The organism is Nostoc sp. DedSLP04 (assembly GCF_034530775.1).
GTDB lineage: Bacteria > Cyanobacteriota > Cyanobacteriia > Cyanobacteriales > Nostocaceae > Nostoc.
Genome location: NZ_JAVRCL010000035.1, coordinates 16890 through 35397, shown reverse-complemented (window position 1 = coordinate 35397; position 18508 = coordinate 16890). Strand labels below are relative to the sequence as shown.

14 protein-coding genes and 2 tRNA genes are annotated in these 18508 nt (G+C 43.8%); 9 read left to right on the top strand and 7 right to left on the bottom strand.

The genetic code is table 11. The features are described from left to right. Nucleotides 1-10 precede the first annotated feature (10 nt). Nucleotides 11-925 (bottom strand): rhodanese-related sulfurtransferase, encoded by a 915-nt coding sequence (locus tag RMX89_RS20180; protein WP_322690185.1) that lies wholly within the window; start codon nt 923-925, stop codon nt 11-13. 68 nt (nt 926-993) lie between these two features. Here RMX89_RS20180 and RMX89_RS20175 point away from each other — a divergent pair. From RMX89_RS20175 to RMX89_RS20165, 3 genes are all read left to right on the top strand, one after another. Then, nucleotides 994-1066 (top strand) — tRNA-Ala (locus RMX89_RS20175). Between the two features lie 277 nt (nt 1067-1343). After that, nucleotides 1344-1790: a DUF2127 domain-containing protein gene (locus RMX89_RS20170; protein WP_322683097.1), complete on the top strand. Its 447-nt coding sequence runs from the start codon at nt 1344-1346 to the stop codon at nt 1788-1790. A 166-nt stretch (nt 1791-1956) separates the two neighbouring features. Further along, nucleotides 1957-3363 (top strand): 1-acyl-sn-glycerol-3-phosphate acyltransferase, encoded by a 1407-nt coding sequence (locus RMX89_RS20165; RefSeq protein WP_322690184.1) that lies wholly within the window; start codon nt 1957-1959, stop codon nt 3361-3363. A 40-nt stretch (nt 3364-3403) separates the two neighbouring features. On the opposite strand, the gene RMX89_RS20160 is transcribed toward RMX89_RS20165, so the two are convergent. Then, nucleotides 3404-3475: transfer RNA gene (locus tag RMX89_RS20160), tRNA-Val, on the bottom strand. A 505-nt stretch (nt 3476-3980) separates the two neighbouring features. Further along, entirely contained in the window at nt 3981-4469 is a 489-nt protein-coding gene (locus tag RMX89_RS20155; RefSeq protein ID WP_322690183.1) for a DUF1499 domain-containing protein, read from the bottom strand. Between the two features lie 324 nt (nt 4470-4793). On the opposite strand from RMX89_RS20155, the gene RMX89_RS20150 reads away from it, so the two are divergent. From RMX89_RS20150 to opcA, 5 genes are all read left to right on the top strand, one after another. Continuing rightward, nucleotides 4794-5057 carry a hypothetical protein gene (locus tag RMX89_RS20150; protein ID WP_194043027.1) on the top strand — a complete coding sequence of 88 codons (264 nt, stop codon included), beginning with the start codon at nt 4794-4796 and terminating at the stop codon, nt 5055-5057. A gap of 819 nt (nt 5058-5876) precedes the next feature. After that, nucleotides 5877-6926 carry a class 1 fructose-bisphosphatase gene (gene fbp / locus RMX89_RS20145; RefSeq protein WP_322674815.1) on the top strand — a complete coding sequence of 350 codons (1050 nt, stop codon included), beginning with the start codon at nt 5877-5879 and terminating at the stop codon, nt 6924-6926. 292 nt (nt 6927-7218) lie between these two features. Beyond that, nucleotides 7219-8364, top strand: a complete 1146-nt coding sequence (gene tal / locus RMX89_RS20140; RefSeq protein ID WP_322690182.1) for a transaldolase — start codon at nt 7219-7221, stop codon at nt 8362-8364. 165 nt (nt 8365-8529) lie between these two features. Beyond that, nucleotides 8530-10059, top strand: a complete 1530-nt coding sequence (gene zwf / locus RMX89_RS20135; RefSeq protein WP_322690216.1) for a glucose-6-phosphate dehydrogenase — start codon at nt 8530-8532, stop codon at nt 10057-10059. A 162-nt stretch (nt 10060-10221) separates the two neighbouring features. Continuing rightward, complete coding sequence (gene opcA / locus RMX89_RS20130) at nt 10222-11598, top strand: glucose-6-phosphate dehydrogenase assembly protein OpcA (protein WP_322690181.1); 1377 nt, start codon at nt 10222-10224, stop codon at nt 11596-11598. 706 nt (nt 11599-12304) lie between these two features. On the opposite strand, the gene RMX89_RS20125 is transcribed toward opcA, so the two are convergent. Further along, a complete protein-coding gene (locus RMX89_RS20125) occupies nt 12305-12940 on the bottom strand; it encodes a glutathione S-transferase (protein WP_322686594.1) in 636 nt (211 codons plus the stop codon). 237 nt (nt 12941-13177) lie between these two features. Between RMX89_RS20125 and RMX89_RS20120 the strand changes: the two genes are divergently transcribed. Next, nucleotides 13178-14611, top strand: a complete 1434-nt coding sequence (locus RMX89_RS20120; protein WP_322690180.1) for a cobyrinate a,c-diamide synthase — start codon at nt 13178-13180, stop codon at nt 14609-14611. A 310-nt stretch (nt 14612-14921) separates the two neighbouring features. On the opposite strand, the gene RMX89_RS20115 is transcribed toward RMX89_RS20120, so the two are convergent. From RMX89_RS20115 to RMX89_RS20105, 3 genes are all read right to left on the bottom strand, one after another. Next, the gene (locus RMX89_RS20115) at nt 14922-15344 is read right to left on the bottom strand and encodes a TerB family tellurite resistance protein (RefSeq protein ID WP_194043291.1); all 423 of its coding nucleotides are present in this window, start codon (nt 15342-15344) and stop codon (nt 14922-14924) included. A gap of 57 nt (nt 15345-15401) precedes the next feature. Further along, a complete protein-coding gene (locus tag RMX89_RS20110) occupies nt 15402-16838 on the bottom strand; it encodes a 16S rRNA (cytosine(967)-C(5))-methyltransferase (protein ID WP_322690179.1) in 1437 nt (478 codons plus the stop codon). A 188-nt stretch (nt 16839-17026) separates the two neighbouring features. Then, nucleotides 17027-18478 carry a glycoside hydrolase 100 family protein gene (locus RMX89_RS20105; protein WP_322690215.1) on the bottom strand — a complete coding sequence of 484 codons (1452 nt, stop codon included), beginning with the start codon at nt 18476-18478 and terminating at the stop codon, nt 17027-17029. Nucleotides 18479-18508 lie beyond the last annotated feature (30 nt).

Here is an 18508-nt window from a genome sequence, read left to right as displayed (position 1 = left end):
AAATTATTCTTCAACTCACATCCTGATTTTTGTTGCCAACTTGGGTTTGATAGTAGCGCCATTTTTCTTGCTGACGCGCTCTTTTCTCCTCGGTGAGGCTATCAAAACAATAGGGACAGGAGATACCTTGCTCATATTTGGGAGACACTTTATCTTCTTCTGAAATCGGACGCCCACAACAGAGGCACAACTCATAACTTCCTTTCTCCAATCCATGACTAACGGCTACCCGCTCATCAAAAACAAAACATTCTCCTTCCCATAAACTTTTTTGTGCTGGAACTTCTTGCAAATACTTCAGAATGCCGCCCTTGAGATGATAGACTTCTGCAAAGCCTTGTGCAAGCATGAAAGATGAAGCTTTTTCACAGCGAATGCCGCCTGTGCAAAAGAGAGCAACCTTTTTGTGTTTAGTTGGGTCGAGATGGTGGCGCACATAATCGGGAAATTCGCGGAATGATTCAGTTTGGGGATTTTCTGCCCCTTGGAAAGTACCGATATTCACCTCATAATCATTGCGGGTGTCAATCACCGTTACTTCTGGATTGGAAATTAAATCATTCCATTCTTGGGGATTGACATAGATGCCAACTTGCTCGGTTGGGTCAATTTCTGGCAACCCCAAAGTAACAATTTCTTGCTTCAACCGCACCTTCATCCGCTCAAAAGGTGGGGTTTCGGTATAGGACTCTTTGGATTCTAAGTCTGCTAGACGGGGGTCAGAACGCAAAAACCAGAGAACTGAGTCAATGGCCTGACGCGAACCAGCAATTGTCCCGTTAATCCCTTCAAGTGCCAGCAAAATAGTGCCCTTGACACCTTGCGTTTGGCAGTAAGACAGCAGAGAATCTCGTTTCTCGGCAAAATCTGGCAGCTTAACAAATTTATACAGTGTGGCGACAACTTGGATATTTTCTGGCTTCATTCCTTTGGTAATAGAACGATATAAGTTACAATAACAACGGTAATCAAAGTTATCTACTATTTTAGTATGGGGGTTTAGCTCAGTTGGTAGAGCGCCTGCTTTGCAAGCAGGATGTCAGCGGTTCGAGTCCGCTAACCTCCATTGAAAATTTTTGATTGAAATGTGTGATGCCTGCTATTTTTGCTAGTCTACGCACATTAAAATCAATTAAAACCCGATTCATTTTCAAAAAATGGGATTATTTTTCCTTGTTAAGCAGGGGGTTCGGGGAGAGGAAATTATAGTATTGCATTCATTGCACCGATTCAAAGCCGTACTTAGTTAGAAGAATCTCTGGATAAGGAGGTGAACTCTGACTTGACAGCACTCAGGTAATTTTGACGTTCAAAATTTGACTTATCTATGCTTAGGGGGTTCTTTGAAAAAGCGTCCATTGGGGTTAGTGGCAATTGTTCTCTACAAAACATTTACCGCCTTGCTGCTTATGGTTACTTCGATCGCTTTATTATTGACATTAAAAAATTATCAAACTCTAGAGGCGTTTTCAGAAAATTATGTTTTAGAAGGTAAATCGATCGTTATTGATTGGCTTTTAAAGAAAGTTGTTAACTTAAATCCTAGAACTCTAGCATTTAGCAGCATCGGAACCGGAATATATGCTATTGTTACCACTATTGAAGCCGTTGGTTTATGGTACGAAAAGCGTTGGGCACATGTCTTAGTATTGGGACTTGTCGGTATCAGTATTCCACCAGAGATTTATGAATTGATTCGAGGAATATCTCCGATTAAAACATTAGTTTTTGTGTTAAATTTAGCTGTATTTGGCTATTTATTGCAAAATTTTCCGAAACATCCAAACTAATTTTTGATTCGATACTTAGGGTCTATCGTTGAAAAGTTTAGGAATGCTGAGTAAGCAAAACAGCGAAAGGTAGCGATCAAAAAGCTTAACCGTCAAAGCTCAGGGTTTACGCAAAACCAAGACCCCCACGTTGTACAATCGCTAGAAATATAATCTGGAGAGCGACTTGCCTAGATCGATTCAGTCTACTCAACCACCATTGAAATTTATTCCCCAACGGTTGAATCCGCTGGTACTCCAGATTGTTCGGTGGTTACTGCCGATCGCACTACGGTTTCGCACTCGTCCTTGGCTACCAGCTGGGATTGTCAAAATTGAAGCCACGAATGTTGAAGTATTAGCTGAACTCTATCAACAATTTCAGGCTGGAAAAATTCGCTTTTTGTTAGCATTTCGCCACCCAGAGGTGGAAGATCCCCTCTGTATGCTGTATTTGCTTTCTCGGATTGTGCCACAAGTTGCTCGTCAAAAAGGTATTACATTAAAATCCCTGGTTCACAGCTATTTTCTTTATGACCGAGGTATGACAGTTTGGGCTGGAAAGTGGCTAGGTTGGCTGTTCTCTCTGCTGGGGGGTGTGCCGGTTCGTCGTGGTAGGCGACTAGATCGGCAAGCTATCCAAAATGCACGAGAGTTGTTTGCTAATGGCGCACTACCGATCGCAGTAGCGCCGGAAGGCGGTACTAATGGTCATAGTGGCATTGTTAGCCCCTTAGAACCTGGTGTTGCTCAAATGGGGTTCTGGTGTGTAGAAGACTTAGAAAAAGCTAACCGTTCTGAGACTGTAATTGTTGTGCCGATCGCTATCCAATATAGTTACGTTGAGCCACCTTGGTCTAAACTGGATTGGTTGTTAAGTAAGTTAGAAGCTGATGGTGGCTTGAAAGTTTTGGAAATTGATTCGGGTAATCGCGAAGAGATTTACCATCAACGCCTCTGTAGGTTGGCTGAATATCTAATTACCGAGATGGAAGAGTTTTATCGTCGCTTCTATCATCAAGATATCCCCAAAACCATCTCAACTGATGAATCGAAGAGTGTTAATCAGGTATTAATTGCCCGACTCCATCGCCTACTAGATAAGGCATTACAAGTTGCCGAGCAATATTTTGGAGTTCAAGCGCAGGGTAATTTTATTGACCGTTGTCGCCGCTTAGAAGAGGCTGGCTGGAGTTACATTTACCGAGACGATTTGCCAGATATCAATGCTTTAGCACCCTTCAAACGCGGTTTGGCAGACTGGATTGCAGAAGAAGCTGACTTGCGAATGCGGCATATGCGGATAGTGGAAAGTTTTGTTGCAGTCACAGCTACTTATATTCAGGAACAACCGACGGCGGAACGGTTTGCAGAAACAGCTTTGCTTGTATTCGATATGCTTTCTCGAATTCAGGATACAACACTACCGGGGCGACCTCGGTTAGGTTTGCGACAGGCACAAATCACTGTGGGAGAGCCAATTTCAGTTACAGAACGCTTCAAAAATTGTCAAGGCGATCGCCAAGCATCTAAACAAGCTGTGAGTGATTTGACAAAAGATTTGCAAATCGCTTTAGAGAAGATGATTAGATAATAGAAATTCTCAGATTTTTGCGTTTGTCGCTCTATATAAGTGGGCGATACTGGATTTGAACCAGTGACCCCATCCGTGTGAAGGATGTGCGCTACCCCTGTGCTAATCGCCCAAGACCTTTTATATTACCATAACTTATTAAATAACGACGTAAGTTGAAATGCTCAGGGCTGAGCAAATAATTCGTAATTCGTAATTCGTAATTCGTAATTAATAAATTGAGGATACAAGCCGCTTAATTTATTAATGGAAAATAAAAAAAGTTATTCATTATTCAAGCCCCAACATGCGGTATGGGGTGTAATTACGAATTACGAATTACGAATTACGAATTACTTTGACTTGCTGTGCCTACGCAATTGACGTTATTCTTCATCGTTCCCGTATGTCACGCAAGGACTGTCAATGATGAGTGCTGGCTCAAATGAATTGCAGAAAATAACGGTAGAACAATTAACCCCAAATTCGTCAGGATGAATGCACGTTATCGCTTTTTCTACTAAGGTGTGGAAAGCACAATCATTGCAGATAGTCTGACATTTCTCCATTAAGTATAAATTTTAAATGGTATTGCGATCGCACTTCTCTCAGTTAAATGAGAATAAGTGGCGACAAAATCAAATGTTTAAATCGCGTAGAGCCAGACGAATTTGTTCGGCTCGTCTGCGGTTGACACCGAGATCCGACTCTCCCACGCGAGATGCCGATCGCAGATGAATTACTGACTCATTAGGAGGTAAATAAAATTCTACATCATCAACAAATTTGAAGATACGGCTTTTAGAAAGAGCGTGGATGTAATTATCTGTTTGTTCTACAATTTCTGTACGCGGAACAACACCGATAACTTTTAGTAAGATTTCTCTAGCTGCATTGCGGTCTACATGATAATGAATCGGGTCGATGGCGTGTTTTTCATCTGCGTTTTGACTGACAACACAGTTGTCTGAAGCCGGACAAGAACTAAGATGACCATTATCAACTCCCAAGCTAGAAGCAGCCCAAGTAGCCCCAGGAAGTATTAAACTACTAATCAAAGTTAAAAGTATTGCTTTTGCAATACTCCGTAAGAATCGCTGCCGGAATGCTGTTAGTAAACGGGACATAATAAATTTAGTCCTTTTGTGCGGTTATTTTGAGTGAGTACTGCGAATTGCTGGTTCGCTCTACAGATTATCATCTATCCAGCCGCACTCTGAGTTTGGGCAATCCCAATGTAGCTGCGCTGACCAGTCTCTTGTGCGATTATTCCTGCCAATAACGGAATCAAGCCAAAAAAGTGACCAATAATTCAGATTTCCATTGACTACGAACCCAAAATCATTAGCAGGGGTTGCGACTGCATTCCCTGATGATTCCAGCTTTGATTCGCTTGAATTGGCTGGTATCGGCTTTGTTGTGGCCAATGTTAGAAAGTTTGATGGTTGTAGATGAATATAGGAATAATCCAGTCTTACAGTAACGGGTTTTTAGAAGTTGTACCAGAAAGCGATTATTGGCAGATTGCAGCTATACACATCAATGGCCAAGCTTACTGTCCTACTCCTCAGCTTTATCGTTCAGAAAAAGTGGCATTAGCAAAAGCAACACAAATTTATGATTGGATAGCTGACCACGAACACCAAATCAGTGATGAGGCTTACTACTGCTCTGAATTGAAACTCATCCTATGGCAGCAACCAAAAGTATCTTAGTACAGCATTTCATTAATTCGTACCGAATTAAATTGGCAATACACGACAATGTTAATGCATGGGCTTGCGTTGTTAATGCATGGGCTTGCGTTGTTAATACGTTGGCTTGGATTGTTAATACGTTGGCTTGCATTGTTAATGCGTTGACTTGCATTGTTAATGCGTTGGCTTGCGTTGTTAATGCGTTGGCTTGCATTGTTAATGCGTTGGCTTGCGATGTTAATGCGTTGACTTGCATTAAAAACGCTACACTTTTACGCAAAGCTGTACTTAGTTAACCAGGCAGATTGCTTGCCTTGTGCAAATCTGATACTAGTTTCGTATTAATGTTTCAGAGTCAGCCTATAGTCCCTGCCGCAAATGTGGGGATTTTACAAAGAAAGGCAGAAGGCAGAAGGAAAGAAGTACTAACGAAAACTTTAGTTATGGATTATTGCCCACTAGTATAAAAAAATTGTGTCTCCTGCCACGCATCTCGACACAAGGCATCCTTACTTCAATTCCACGTTTAAAAACGTGGGTTCCCTTCTGCCTTCTACCTCCTGCCTCCTGCCTCCTGCCTTCTGCCTCCTACCTCCTGCCTCCTGCTTCCTGAATTGGTTGATAGTAAGCATAGGCATACCCGCCCGCTTGAGAAATTCATGTTAAGTCGAAGTAGCTAGGATCTAGGTACAGGAGTCACTGAAGATTCATTTCTTTAGTTTATCTAAAGTCGCATCTAAGTTATCAAATTACCTTTCTAAGATAGAAGCAGCAACTATAAGTTGCTATAGATGACTAAAACCCAATTAACAGCTAGTGGCTGCGGAGAACATAAAAATGGCTAAAGCGCCAGAATCTTTAGACTTATCTGCTTACGATGCTACAGACAGAGCTTTAGACCGTGACTGTACAACCTTATCCCGTCACGTCCTCCAACAACTTCAGAGTTTTTCGCCAGATGCACAGGATTTGAGTGCGCTGATGAATCGCATCGCCCTGGCCGGAAAACTGGTGGCTCGTCGTATGAGTCGCGCCGGTTTAATGGAAGGCGTTCTGGGATTTACTGGGGAAGTTAATGTCCAAGGCGAATCCGTCAAAAAGATGGATGTTTATGCCAATGATGTATTTATCTCAGTGTTTAAGCAAAGTGGCTTAGTCTGTCGCCTCGCTTCTGAGGAAATGGAAAATCCTTACTATATTCCCGAAAACTGCCCCATTGGCCGCTATACCCTGCTGTATGACCCAATTGATGGCTCATCCAACACTGATAATAATCTCAGCTTAGGTTCCATTTTCGCCATTCGCCAACAAGAAGGAACTGATAGCGATGGTAAGGCAACTGACCTACTCGCCAACGGACGTAAGCAACTCGCTGCCGGATACATCCTGTATGGGCCATGCACGATGCTGGTTTATACTATAGGTAAGGGGGTTCATTCCTTTGTTCTCGATCCCAGCTTAGGAGAGTTTATCCTCACAGAAGAAAATATTCGCATTCCTAACCACGGGTCTGTTTACAGCGTGAACGAAGGTAACTTCTGGCAGTGGGAAGAATCAATTCGGGAATACATTCGCTACGTTCATCGCACAGAAGGCTACAGCGCTCGTTATAGCGGCGCAATGGTGAGCGACATCCATAGAATTTTGGTTCAAGGCGGCGTGTTTCTCTACCCAGGCACAATTCAAAATCCAGAAGGAAAATTACGCTTGCTTTATGAAACGGCTCCTCTCGCCTTTTTAATTGAGCAAGCAGGCGGCCGTGCTACTACAGGACTAGTAAATATCTTGGATGTGGTGCCAAAAAAACTGCATCAGCGCACACCTTTAATTATTGGTAGCAAAGAGGATGTAGCAAAGGTGGAGTCTTTTATTCAAAACGGACACTAGAAGATAATTCGTAATTCGTAATTCGTAATTACTGTTACGTAAGGATTTTAGACGTTTTATAAGAGTAACTTATTTCCTCTGTGCTGTACTCTCATCTGGCATTAATTAAAAGTTAATCATGGTGATTTAGGATCAGGGATGCAATGTAGCGCTTTTTGAAGATCAATTAAAGATTATCTCAGCTGGCCGATGCGATAAGTGATTAGCAACGCCACAATTCAAAAGTAAGTATCGATGCGTTTTGCCAACTTCACTTAGAAACATCACTATACAGGAGTGAAATAAACTAGCTATGACTACCAATCATCTACTAGAAATTAACCAATACGGTCAAAGTATCTGGATGGATAATTTGACCCGTGACATTATTCAATCAGGTGAACTCAAAGACATGGTTGAAAATCAAGGTATATCTGGGATTACTTCTAACCCAGCTATCTTTGAAAAAGCGATCGCTGGTAATGTTATTTATGATGCCGATATCGAAGCCGGAGTTCGGGCTAACTTACCCATAGACAAAATTTACGAATCCCTAGTTTTTGCAGATATCCGTAATGCCTGTGATATTTTACGCCCTGTTTATGAAGCCTCGAATAGACTAGATGGTTATGTGAGTATTGAAGTACCGCCAACCATTGCCCATGATACTGAAGCAACCATAACCGAAGCCCGACGATATTTCCAAGAAATTGGTCGGGAAAATCTGATGATTAAAATTCCCGGTACAGAACCTGGTTTGCCAGCAGTAGAACAGGTAATATCCGAAGGGATGAATGTTAATATTACGCTGCTGTTTTCTGTAGAAAGCTATGTAAACACAGCAATGGCTTATATTCGGGGCTTAGAAAAACGGGTGGCTGAAGGAAAGGACATCAGTAAAATTGCTTCAGTTGCTAGCTTCTTCCTCAGCCGGATCGATAGCAACATTGACGGCAAGATTGATGCTAAGTTGAAAAAAGGCGTTGATGATATTTCCGTGGAAGCAAAGCTAAGAGCTGTTAAAGGAAAAGTAGCGATCGCTAACGCTAAGATTGCGTATCAAGAATACAAGAAAATCATTAGAAGCGAGCGTTGGCAAGATTTGGCAGCAAAAGGGGCTACACAACAACGCCTACTTTGGGCTAGCACCAGCACCAAAGACCCCAACTACAGAGACGTGATGTATATCGAAGAGTTGATCGGCCATGATACCGTCAACACCGTACCACCAGCGACCATTAAAGCTTGTGCCGATCATTGTAACGTAGGCGATCGCTTAGAAACAGATTTAGATAATGCTTACACGCTGATCGAAAACCTCAAAGATCCCGACATCAACATCGATCTTGATAACGTCATGGATGAACTGTTAGTCGATGGCATTGACAAGTTTATCCAGCCCTTCCAGTCCTTGATGAACTCTTTAGAAGACAAGATCAAGGTATTGTCACCAGTGTAGGGACTGGGTATTGGGGGCAAGGGGACAAGGAGGACAAGGGGGCAAGGAGGACAAGGGGACAAGGAGAATAACCCATGCCCAATGCCCCATGCCCCATGCCCAATGCCCCATGCCCCATACCCAATGCCCAATCTCAAAATCCAAAATCCAAAATCCAAAATTGTTATGGTTAGTCTGCTAGAAAATCCCTTGCGTGTTGGTCTGCAACAACAACGGATGTCCGAACCCCAGATTATAGTCATTTTTGGCGCTTCTGGCGATCTCACCTGGCGCAAACTAGTGCCAGCACTTTACAAATTGCGGCGAGAACGGCGTATTCCACCAGAAACTACCATTGTCGGTGTAGCACGTAGAGAATGGAGCCATGAGTACTTCCGCGAACAAATGCAAAAAGGCATGGAAGAAGCACATGCCGATGTCGATTTAGGGGAACTCTGGCAAGATTTCTCTCAAGGTCTGTTCTACAGCCCTGGGGATATAGACAACCCCGAAGGCTACCAAAAACTGAAAAACTTATTGAGTGAATTAGACGAAAAACGGGGCACACGAGGTAATCGAATGTTCTACCTCTCAGTTGCCCCCTCATTCTTTCCCGAAGCGATTAAGCAGCTAGGAACCGCCGGGATGCTAGAAGATCCCTACAAACATCGTCTAGTAATTGAAAAACCCTTTGGTCGGGATTTGGCTTCTGCCCAAAGTCTTAACCAAGTGGTACAGAAATATTGCAAAGAAAACCAAGTATACCGGATTGACCACTACTTGGGTAAAGAAACAGTTCAAAATTTGCTGGTGTTTCGCTTTGCCAATGCGATTTTTGAGCCGTTGTGGAATCGTCAATTTGTTGACCACGTACAAATTACCGTAGCAGAAACCGTGGGAGTGGAAGATCGGGCTGGTTATTATGAAAGCGCCGGCGCATTGCGGGATATGTTGCAAAATCACCTCATGCAACTTTACTGCCTAACAGCGATGGAAGCGCCCAACGCAATGGATGCCGACAGCATCCGCACAGAAAAAGTGAAAGTACTCCAAGCTACTCGTTTAGCTGATGTTCAGAATCTGTCGCGGTCAGCAGTCCGCGGTCAATATAGTGCTGGCTGGATGAAGGGTCAAGCAGTGCCAGGGTATCGGACAGAACCAGGCGTTAATCCCAACTCCACCACACCGACCTACGTCGCCATGAAGTTTGTGGTAGATAACTGGCGTTGGAAAGGTGTTCCTTTCTACTTGCGTACCGGGAAGCGGATGCCGAAAAAAGTCAGTGAGATTGCCATTCACTTCCGCGAAGTTCCGTCTCGGATGTTCCAATCAGCTGCCCAACAGACAAACACCAATATTTTGACGATGCGGATTCAGCCGAATGAAGGTATTTCCCTGCGTTTTGATGTGAAAATGCCAGGGGCAGAATTCCGTACCCGTTCCGTTGATATGGACTTTAGTTATGGTTCCTTTGGCATCCAAGCCACATCTGATGCCTACGATCGCTTATTCCTTGATTGTATGATGGGCGATCAAACTTTATTCACCCGCGCGGATGAAGTAGAAGCCGCTTGGCAGGTCGTAACGCCAGCCCTTTCCGTTTGGGATGCACCCGCCGACGCCAATACTATTCCCCAGTATGAAGCTGGAACCTGGGAACCAACAGAAGCAGAATTCTTAATCAACCAAGATGGCCGTCGCTGGCGCAGACTGTAAAAAGTTAGGAGTGATGAGTTAATAGTTAGGAGTAATAAATTATGAGTTTTTGAGTTAATAATTTCAGTTATTCTAACTCCTAACTCCTAACTCCCAACTTTTAACTCCTAACTTCTAACTCCTAACTGATTCACCAAACAAAGCTGACAACTCAAAACTACTATGGCTCCCCAAGCTTCTACAATTTTTTCACTTCAGACGCCAAAAGATATTTCGCTTAACGAAATAGAAGCGGAACTTCATCAAATTTGGCAAAGTTATGGCATTACTGGCGAGGACGGTGGGCTTCCTGCTGCCACCCGCGCCACGACATTTACCTTAGTGGTTTACGAACCCGAAGAAACCCAGTATCTTTTGGCTACTTTGGGATTTTACAACGGCCCGCTTGATGGGATTCTAGGGCCTCAGATGGTAGCTGCCTTGCGCCAAGTACAGACAAAATATCGACTGCCAGATACGGGAACAGCAACCCCTGAAACCCTGGCTATCTTGAGAGAAGAATTCATTAAACGTCAAGGAAACGGTGCTGCTGGAGATAATGGTTCTATCGATCTTCCCAGCTTAAATGCCCCAAGCCCCAGAATTGCTGATGAAATTGCCCTCCGCAACCCCTGTCGCATCATCGCGCTATTTCCGATTACTGGCGAAGATGAAGGGGTCAAAGCTCAAGTTTCTGCCTATTGCCCTATCCAGAAGCAATCATCAAGCACACTAATTTGCTGCGAATACATCACTATCAGTGGTACTGCTGCTGCCTTGGAACGGGTAGGGGGGATGATTCCAGCATTGTTGATTGGCGGCTTACCGAAGTTTCTCTGGTGGAAAGCAACACCACACCCCAACAACACTCTATTCAAGCGGCTGGCAGCCGTCTGCAATAATGTGATTGTGGATTCTTGCCGCTTTAACGAGCCAGAAAGTGACTTACTTCGTCTCCAAGAATTGGTAGAAAGTGGTGTTCCCCTAGCTGACCTTAACTGGCGTCGCCTCTCAGCTTGGCAAGAATTGGCAGCTGAAGCTTACGACTCGCCTCATCGTCGGGCTGCCCTTCGGGAAGTTAACCGAGTAACTATTGATTACGAAAAAGGCAACCCCGCACAAGCACTGCTGTTTTTGGGTTGGTTGGCAAGTCGTCTCGCATGGCAGCCAGTTTCCTATCAAAAGGAAACCGGAGATTATGAAATCACTCGGATTAACTTTATTGCCCAAGACCAACGCCAAGTAGAAACCGAATTAGCGGGTGTTCCCCTGGCTGATGTGGGTGAAATTGCTGGCGACTTGATTGCTTTGCGCCTCAGCTCGACCAATCCGCAGGCAGACTGTGGTACAGTAATTTGCTCGGAAACTGGTGGTTGTATGCGGATGGAAACCCACGGCGGCGCTCAATCTGCTGGTCTGTTTCAACAGGTGACTTCACTTTCTGAACAAAAGGCGGAAGCATTGCTGAGTCAGCAGGTACAACGCTGGGGTCGCGAGTCACTTTTTGAAGAAAGTCTGGGAGTGACTGCGAATATTTTCAAATTGGAAACAAATAGTTAGTTGCGCTTGGAAACAATTAAAAGTTACCAAAATTACGAACATCAAACACAAACTCTTCAGATTTTTGGATATTTCAATAATCTGGAGGGTTTTTCTATTTTCCTTGGTGTTAAATCAACGTGAGTTTGACGAGTGCTATTTTGACCTCTCCCCCAGCCCCTCTCCTACCAGGAGAGGGGAGCAAAAACCCTATAAATTGTCCCAACTTTCTCTCAAGCTTGAACTACGCTGTACACATAAGTCTTTTAGAGTTGCTGTGTAACTTCTGACTTTTCACGGTATCTGGAAAACCTCTCTTCAAAGTCTCTCCTCTTAAGAGAAAGACTTTGAATTTTCCCCCTTTCCTCACAGGGAAGGGGGTTAGGGGGTTAGGTCAATCGTTAGCTTTTCCACATAATGTGAAAAGTCAGGTGTAACTTAGGGTGGGCTAATCTTTGCAGGTCGATGCATTAACATAACAGGTTTATGTATTGGCATAGCAGGTCGATGCATTAACATAACAGGTTTATGTATTGGCATAGCAAGTCGATGTATTAACATAACAGGTCGATGCATTAACATAACAGGTCGATGTATTGGCATAGCAAGTCGATGCATTAACATAACAGGTCGATGCATTAACATAACAGATCAAGACGTGGGAAAACTTTAGAAGACTTTTGTGTCCACCGTAGCCTTGCTTGGGAGAGGGATTTATGCAAGAAGTCTATTGAAAAGATACCTCGTATTTACCTCCACGCTCCAAGGCGCGTTTGTAAGCAGGTCGTTCATGAATGCGCTCGACAAATTCTTTCAGCTTTGGCCGGTTCTCGACTTCTTCGGGGAGTGCAGCCACCACTTCTAGGGGAAAGCTCATTTGGATATCGGCGGCGGTAAATTCATTGCCTACAAACCACGTATTTTTACGGAGTTCGTCTTCTATGTAGTCAAAGTGAAGTTTGATCTGGGGCGCGACGAATCCGCTAACCACACTGCTGTCGCCTGCCCCGAAATTGTTCAATACCAGCCGCATCACCAACAGTGGCATTGCCGAACCTTCGGCGTAATGCAGCCAATACTTGTAGCGCAGATGCTCCGGCGTACCGGATGCTGGGACTAACCGACCATTACCATAGCGATCGACTAGGTATTCGATAATTGCACCCGACTCAGCGATCGCCAAGTCTGCATCTGTGATTACTGGTGACTTTCCGAGAGGATGAACTTGGCGCAGCGATTCCGGTGCCATCATCGTTTTAGCATCGCGTTCATAGAACTCGATCTCGTATTCGATACCTAATTCTTCAAGCAGCCACAGCACCCGCTGCGATCGCGAGTTGTTAAGATGATGCACTACAATCATAAACTTTCCTCTTTTGGTAGCTGATTATTATCCGATCTCGGCTAATCTCCAACTGTATTATTAAACAGACGTTTTCAACCTAACTCCCCTAATTGGGTAGTTTTCTGGTTTCTAATTGGTATAAGTTTGAGTTAATTGGTTTGATAAACTGGTACATCTGCTTTTGCATAAAGCGACGATGGACGCACAGCCAATAATCAAAATAGTTGCTGCATAAAAACCTAATTTGTTTCATTTATGGCTTTAGTCATTGCTGGGGAACGTAGTGGGGTGGGTAAGACAACAGTCACGCTCACCCTTTTAGCATCTTTACGCCGTCGCGATCGCTTGGTGCAATCTTTTAAGGTAGGGCCAGACTACATCGATCCGATGTTTCATCAACACGTAACTGGTCGTGCTTGTCGCAATTTAGACCCAGTATTGACTTCCGAAGCCTACGTTCAGCAATGTTTTGCCCGTCATAGTCAACTGAGTGAATATACCCTCGTGGAAGGGGTGATGGGGTTGTTTGATGGGATTTCGTCATTAGTCACTAGTCATTTGTCATTTGCAAATAACGAAGGACAAAGGACAAATGACAAAGGACAAATTACTGATTTTGCAAGTACGGCACACATTGCACGGCTTTTAGATTTGCCTGTGATATTGGTGATTGATTGCAGCCGTTTATCTGGTTCTGTAGCTGCGATCGCTCACGGCTATCGATCTTTTGATCCCCGAATTAAAATAGCTGGGGTAATATTAAATCGCGTCGGGAGCGATCGCCATCTCTCTCTCTTGAAAGATTCCCTAGAACCCTTACAATTACCCATTCTCGGCGTCATGCGCCGTCAAGATAACATTACAATTCCCGATCGCCACTTGGGTTTAGTACCCACAGCCGAACTTTCCGAACTCAATGCTTTAATCGATCGCCTCGCCGATTTAGGAGATAGTTGCTTCGATTGGCAACGTTTATTACCTTTGTTAAAATCAGAACCCCTTTCTTTTTCTGCTTCATCTTCCTTATCTCCCTCATTCCCAGTTAGGATTGCAGTAGCCCGCGATCGCGCTTTTAATTTTTACTACCAGGACAATCTCGATTTGCTGCAACAGCTTGGTGCAGAATTGGTTTTCTGGAGTCCCTTAGAAGATGCTGACATCCCAAAAGATATCCAGGGAATGTATTTTGGCGGTGGTTTCCCGGAAGTTTTTGCCCAGCAACTCGCAGAAAATACCAGCGTTCGTGATGCAGTGAAAACGGCAATACTTAAAGGAATGCCTACGGTTGCCGAATGCGGCGGGTTGATGTATTTGTGCGAACAAATTATCGATTTTGAAGGTAAATCTTGGTCGATGGCGGGAGTGCTACCAACATCTGCTGTGATGGGTGGACGTTTAACTTTGGGCTATCGTCGTGCTGTCGCTTTGCAAGATAATTTGTTAGTTAAGGCAAATACAACTGTTTACGGACATGAGTTTCATCGTTCCCATTTAACCTTAACTCCGACTCAACCCCTATTTGAAACCTCTCGCTACGATTGTGACGAAAATATGGGATGCGAAGGATGGGGTTTACCTGCAAATATTCATGCTTCTTATATTCATCAGCATTGGGGAGAAAGTAGAGAAATTCCCCAGCAGTTTCTTAAAGAATGTCTAAAAGTGGCATCTTTAGGAACGTGGATTTAAGCCAATACAGTTCAGATAACCCAAAACCCTCATGTAGAGACGCGATTTATCGCGTCTTGATTTATCGCGTCTTGATTTATCGCGGGGTATGGGGACAAAGAGACACAAAAAGGCAGTGATATCATGTCCGCATAATTAGTTATGCTAGCCACAGTCATTACACCCCACCCCCAACCCCTCCCCGCAAGCGGGGAGGGGAGACAAAGCATAACTTTGGCGGGGGTGGGGTTCTTCGGGTTTAATAAGCAATCAAGCGGACATGATATGAGATAATTCACCGCCTCCTCTTGGATCAACTCATAGTTCCATGTTAGTTTTGGACTTCAACCCAACGGCGGTAAAGCTTTTGAATTTGTTTGAGAAGCGCAGTATGAGCTGGTTGATTTGACTCATTCGGCTTCGCCATATCCTGCAATTGGGTTAGGAGTCTGGCTTCTTCGACAGCAACTTCACCATCGCTATAAATTAAACCACTGATGGCTTCAATCAGATTTTCGCAATCTTCAAGACTGGGGCGATCGCCTAGATACTCCCGCACCCAGTCGTAACATTCTTTTGGCTGCACAGGAACTAATTCGTACAGCCAAGGCTTAATTTCTGGGTCGTTAGCTAAACCTTTTGCTTGAGCTATTTCGCGGAGATATTGCCGTTCTTCTGGCTGGATTCTGCCATCGATCCAGGCTGCTCCAATCAGGATTTTAACTAAGTTTTTCACATTGGAAGGGGAAACCATTGCTGCCTCCTCTGGTAGATTCAGGCCTCCACCAAATCGTACAATCCCAAACAGTATTCACTCGGAATTATTGGTTTTTCTTAAGCGCACCATAAAAAAACCATCCATATCCTGTCGATGGGGCCAAAGTTTAAACCAACCTTGAGGCGCACTATCGGTAGAATCAGGTAACTCAACGCCAATAGGAGACTCAATTTGCCACTGAGGTGAATCAGCTAAAAATGCCGAAATCACTTGTTCATTTTCTGCCGGATGCAATGTACAGGTGGCATAAACTAGTACACCACCAGGTTTGACAAAAGTTGAGGTATGTGTCAATAATTCTCGTTGCAGTACCGAAAGTTCTCGGACGGATTCTGGTGTCTGTCGCCAACGCGCATCAGCATGACGGTGCATAGTTCCCAAACCAGAACATGGAGCATCAAGTAATACTCGGTCTGCGGTATTTTGAAATTGCTTGAAGTGGCGACTGTCGCCAGTGTAAATTTGAATAGATTGTAAATTTAGCCGTTGAGAATTTTCTTGGAGTTTGCGAAGACGAGACGGAGTGCGATCGCAAGCCCAAATTTTACCGTCATCTGCCATTAATTCAGCGATGTGGGTTGTTTTCCCCCCTGGTGCAGCACAAGCATCAATTACCACCTCACCTGGTTGGGGGTCGAGCAAATGACCTACCAATTGAGCGCTAGCATCTTGTACAGTCCACCAACCTTCTTTAAAACCCGGTAGTTTTTGAATTGACCCAGTATTACCAATAAATCGTAAAGCTTGGGGTAAATGAGGAATCCGTCTCACCAAAACACCAGCAGATTGCAAAGCCGCCTCAACTTCCTCAATGGAAGTGCGAAGTGGGTTGATGCGTAAATCGATTGTTGGTGATTGGTTCATCCATTCACACAATTGTTCTGTCTCAGTCAAACCCAGTTGTTCTAACCAAACTTGAACAATCCAGTCAGGAAAACTGTGTAAAATGCCCAAGCGTTTCACAGGGTTTTCTGGAAGTTCTAACGGATCAAAATAGGTAACTGGGGACTGGGGAAGTAACAAAGAATCTTTCTCCTCTGCCTCCCTGCTCCCCTGCTCCTCTGCCCCCCTGCCCCCCTGCCCCCCTGCTTGTCTAAGATACTGGCGTAATAGACCGTTAACAAAACCCGTCAGTCCAGAAAAACCGTTTTCTTTAGCGAGTTGGACTGTGGTATTAACAGCAGCTGAGGCGGGAATACGCTCTTGATAACGCAGCTGGTAGAAGCCCAGATGTAAGATAGTGCGGAGGTCTTGTGGTTGTTGATGAGATTTCTTTTTGGCGAATTGATCGATGAGAGTATCGAGGGTGCGTTGCCTTCTGACGCTCCCATAAACCAATTCTGTCACTAAGCGGCGATCGCAATCAGGCAAATTAACTTTTTGCAGCACTCTATCTAGGGCAACATCAGCATAAGCCCCCTTATGAACATCTCGTAGGGCGATAAAAGCTAATTGACGGGCGTTTGTCATGAAAACACGATTCGGGAGTCAGGAGGCTTTTGTATTCTAACTCCCAACTCTTTACTAATTCGTAATTCGTAATTCGTAATTGTCGAGTTGAATTCCCCCTTGTTTATAGGTGGTCTTGCTTTTATTCGGGTCTAAATTTCTGTCTAGAACTGCCTTTTAATTACGAATTACGAATTATAAATTACGAATTATTGCATATATGGGTCTACACTGGCAATTTCTAACTCACACGCTCTAGAAACCTGTTCTGCTGGTAATTTTCCAAAGCTGATTAATGGTAAAGAACTGGGGTCTGCCATCAGTTCTTTTGCTAATAAGAACCCAGTGATTGTCCAAGTTTGATATTTCCTAGCTTGTTTGCCAATCAGTCGCCCTTTTTTTCCATCATAATACTCTGGCCATTCATCTGTACTAAGGCGTCCTTGGGCAGTTTGAATCGCCTTTTGTGCGAGATTTGTTCTATTAGTTTTTACAGCCGCCGCCGCTAACATCCACATTAAAACAGGCCAACTACCAGCATTATGATACGACCAAGGTATATTTTTGGGGTCACATCCAGTCACAATTCTGTATTCTTCATGTTCCAAAGCTGGGAAACAAATTTTCATTGGCATATCTCCCACCAAATCATCCCATCGTTCCTCAATAAGAGTCATAATCGCTTGTGACTGTTCTTCGGTGGCTAAGTCGGAAATGATTGCCATTAAGTTTCCGAGTGAAAAGAAGCGAGTATCTAGCTGCGACGGGCCAACATTACCTGCTAGATAACCACCTTTTCTTGGTAGCCACTTGTCCAATTCATAATAGGGAACAGAATCTACATATATGTTGAACAGATTAACAGCAGCCTTGCCATATTCTTCACTTTTGAAGCGATAAATTGCATTCAGACGATTAATATCTATCCAATAATGCTGGCGAATATGAGCGCATAATAGAGGCAAACGGTTATCAATGGCTTCAACAATATCAGAATTACCTTGACAAATTAACAGTTCGCGAGATGCACGCAATGCCGTGTAAAAGAGGACTTGTAATTCTAGAGGATGCCCATAAATGCCCATACGACGGTCAATCATACAAGCGCCATCTGGAACCAACAGCGTTGGGTACATATCAAAACGATTCGCCAAGCAGATTTCCATGATTAACCTGATTCCATTTTGAAATTCAGGTTGATAGGCGAGAGAAAAATCTTTTGTGGCGACTATATAAGCGCGCAACAAAATAATCCACCATAGGCAAGAATCTACAGGCGTAACTCTAGCGATCGCATGTTCGCCAAAGTCGGCTTCTAAATATTCTTGCCCGTTTTCTGATACTACTTTAAAGCTAGCTGGGATTAATCCTCGTCCAGGCTTATAAGCATCTAATGCTTTTTCTTTAGGCTGTAACTTTAAAGTTTCTTCTAAGAAATTACGAACAATATCGGTTCTACCTTTGAGCAGAAAAATTAGAGCAGAAGAAACAAAATCTCGGACAAAGCACTGATCGTAATTGAGCGCTTCTACAGAGGCATCATAAGCGGCTACTGTCCCAACAGGGCGACCTTGATAATAGAGAATTGATTTTTCTAGTGCTAGCCATGCTTCTTCCACTTCTTTTAAATTCTCAGTAGTTTCCAATTCATTTAGGTGCATTGCCAGAATAACTCCATAAGGATTGTGAAT